The sequence below is a fragment of the Thermostichus sp. MS-CIW-30 genome (assembly GCF_054058015.1).
Genome location: NZ_JBSRZW010000056.1, coordinates 1 through 2,884 on the forward strand (window position 1 = coordinate 1; position 2,884 = coordinate 2,884).

2 protein-coding genes, 1 tRNA gene and 1 pseudogene are annotated in these 2,884 nt (G+C 58.3%); all 4 read right to left on the reverse strand.

What is annotated here, in order from left to right:
- Positions 1-104: 104 nt before the first annotated feature.
- Complete coding sequence (locus ACVWXW_RS14260; protein WP_414419384.1) at positions 105-1,268, reverse strand: pyridoxal-phosphate-dependent aminotransferase family protein; 1,164 nt, start codon at positions 1,266-1,268, stop codon at positions 105-107.
- A gap of 34 nt (positions 1,269-1,302) precedes the next feature.
- Positions 1,303-1,374: transfer RNA gene (locus tag ACVWXW_RS14265), tRNA-Cys, on the reverse strand.
- Positions 1,375-1,456: 82 nt separating this feature from the next.
- On the reverse strand, positions 1,457-2,638 hold the full coding sequence (locus ACVWXW_RS14270; RefSeq protein ID WP_457404361.1) for a CO2 hydration protein: 1,182 nt from the start codon (positions 2,636-2,638) through the stop codon (positions 1,457-1,459).
- Between the two features lie 121 nt (positions 2,639-2,759).
- Positions 2,760-2,884, reverse strand: a pseudogene (locus ACVWXW_RS14275) (RNA-guided endonuclease TnpB family protein); the annotation flags it as partial.

The following is a 2,884-nucleotide window of genomic DNA, read 5'->3' on the forward strand; positions in this document are numbered from 1 at the left end:
ACTTGGCTCATAAGTCCATTGTACTTCATCAAAGCGCATTCCTCCCGGCACTGACCCTACGGGTACAGTGCGGGGCTCCTGCGATTTCTAGCTGAGCTGGGGGCTCAGAAGCCGTGGGCCAATACTTCCTCGGCGGCGCGAGTTCCCGCCCCTGGGGTGAAGTCGCTGTAGCCCACGGTGTGTAAAGCTGACTCCAGAGCAGCCAAGGTCATCAGCACATCGCGGTCGCTGATAAAGCCCAAATGGCCAATGCGGAAGATTTTGCCCTTGAGGTGGTCTTGTCCAGCGGCAAGGGCGATGTCGAAGTGTTTCTTCAAGGTGCTGCGGATGGTGTCAGCGTTGATCCCTTCGGGAGCGAGTACAGCTGTTACCGAAGGACTGGCCGCTGACTCTGGATCAACCAAGAGCTTTAGCCCCAGAGCCTTGACGCCAGCACGGGTGGCCTGGGCCAGCTTGGCATGACGCCGGTAGATGGCTTCCAACCCTTCTGCGCGCATCATGCGCAGGGTAACCTGCAGGGCGTAAAACAGGTTCACCGCCGGTGTAAAGGGAGTGGTGCCTTGGCGCAGGGCCTTTTGCGCCAGCTTAAAGCTCCAGTAGTACTTGGGAAACCTAGAGCGCTCCGTAGCGGCCATGGCCCGCGGGCTGACGGCCACAAATCCCAGCCCTGGTGGGATCATATAGCCCTTCTGGGATCCCGAGGCCACCACATCCAAGCCCCATTCGTCCATTAACACCGGCATTGCCCCCACGCTGGTGACCCCATCCACCAGGACGAGGGCTTCCCCGTGCTCGCGGGCAGCAGCAGCAATGGCTTGGACATCGTTGGCTACGCCGCTGGAAGTCTCCGAGTGGGTGAGGATGACGGCTTTGATGGTTTTTTCCCGGTCGGCAGCCAGCTTTTCTTGGAAGATCTCGACGGGGTAAGGGATCCCCCAGGGGGTTTCCACCCGCTCACACTGAAGGCCAAACTGCTCGGACATTTCCGCCCAGCGCTCCCCAAACTTGCCGTTCACCCCCACCAAAACCCGATCCCCAGGGCTGAGGGTGTTGAGGATCCCGGCTTCCATGGCACCAGTGCCACTGGCGGAAAAGACAAACACATCGGAGGTGGTTTGGTGCAGCCAGCGCAACCCATCGGTGACCTCTTCCAAAATGGCGGTGAACTCTTTGCTGCGGTGCTCGATGGGCCCCCGTGCCATCGCCAGCAGAGCACTCTCGGGAACGGGAGTGGGGCCGGGGATCATCAATATCAGCTTGTCTTTCATGCTTGCCCTGCTTGGGATGCAAGTAAGGTTTAAAAGGTGGCGGCCAGATTCGAACTGGCGCATAGAGGTTTTGCAGACCTCTGCCTTACCACTTGGCTACGCCACCCCATTGCTCAACTGGGCGCAGATATTGTATCCGAAAAGGGGATCCCCCTTCCAGTAACCAAAAGTAGCAGTTCCCAGCTCAGCTAGGCCTCAACCCTTTCTTCCTGCACCTTTAACAGACGGGATCCCAGCAGGCGCTGCAGCCAAGGAGCCAGAAACTTGCGGTTGGCCAACTGCTGCTGGGGATCCTGAGTTTCCAGAGGGAAGGGGGCAAGAGCCCGCAGGGCGGCAGTGGTAACACAGAACATGGCCTTTTGGAAGCTAAGGCAGATTTTCACCCGCAGGTCATCATCCCCGCGAGGCTGGCGGCGGTAGTGCTCTCGCAAGTAGGGGGGCAGGTGGCGCATCATATCCTGCATCAACAGGGTAGGCGGGATCCCAGCGCTACCTACCGGCAGCGGATCGGCGTAGAGGGCGCCGTAGGCAAAGTCAGCCTGCTCAGCCGGGATCTGGTGGGCCTGGGCGTTGTAGGAAACCGTGCCCATAAAGGGAAAGGAGCGGAAAAACACCGCTTCCACATAGGGGATAGCCGTATCTGATAGGAAAGTCAGACCCGCCGAGAGAGGGATGATCTCGTAGCGGCGGCCCCAGATGCAGGGAGCGTAGGTGATAGGCTTGTCGGCAGCTGCCACCAACCCCTGCTGGATGTGAGCCACCACGTCGGGAATGGTGAGGTGGGGTTCTGTCTCAGAGCGCTTGGCCAGCGCCAGGAAAATATCGCTCATCACCCGCCAAAACTGGCCCAAGCCGCTGTACATAGCCAGCATGCGCACCTGTTCTAGAGCAAAGTCGGGAAACAAGATCCCCAAGCCCTGCAAGAAGGGATTGAAGCGGATTTTGGCCCGGATGGCTCTCTTGGCCCGCTCGACAAATTCAGGGGTATCCAGGTAGCGGTCTAGCCCCCCTCCCCCATGCCAGAGCATAGCCTTCATGCAGTATTCGGCAAACTCGTAGTTGATGCGGTCATGCCACAGGTAGCGCAGCCATTTGCCCAGGGTAATCTCGCCGTTGAAATACTTGAACGCCGGGAAGAGCTCCAAAAATTGGTGGTCGGCAATAAAGATCAAATTGCGCGAATAGGCATCCAGCACCTCGCCGTAGCTATGCAGGATGCCAATGACCTCTAGGCGATTGGCAGGGGCATCCAGCACAAGGGCTCCCCCTGCCTCTAGGCGCTGGACAATAGGAGCCAGTTGCAGTTGCTCCAGAGGAGATAAGCCGGCCAGAAAGAAGCAGGAAGGAGCAGGAGCAAGAGTGGCAGTCATGGGAGCAAAAGAAACTCCGTCGATCTCATCAAATCATCAAAAGTCTCATCAAATCATCAAAAGGAAGACAACCCAAAGTAAACTACCCGACCCTGACTGCTTCGCAGTACGGGGCGGGCTTTCAGCAGCCCTGCAGTTGGCAAGCCAACCACGAACCTCTAGGCTGGTTTACGGCAGCCCCCAAAAGCGCAATCACCTTCGCACCGTTAAAATCCGCATCCCCTTCCCAACCGCAGTGCCCGCATT

Excerpts from the sequence above, each read along its gene's own strand:
- ACVWXW_RS14260 (WP_414419384.1), bottom strand. The coding sequence starts at position 1,268 with ATGAAAGACAAGCTGATATTGATGATCCCCGGCCCCACTCCCGTTCCC.
- ACVWXW_RS14270 (WP_457404361.1), bottom strand. The coding sequence starts at position 2,638 with ATGACTGCCACTCTTGCTCCTGCTCCTTCCTGCTTCTTTCTGGCCGGC.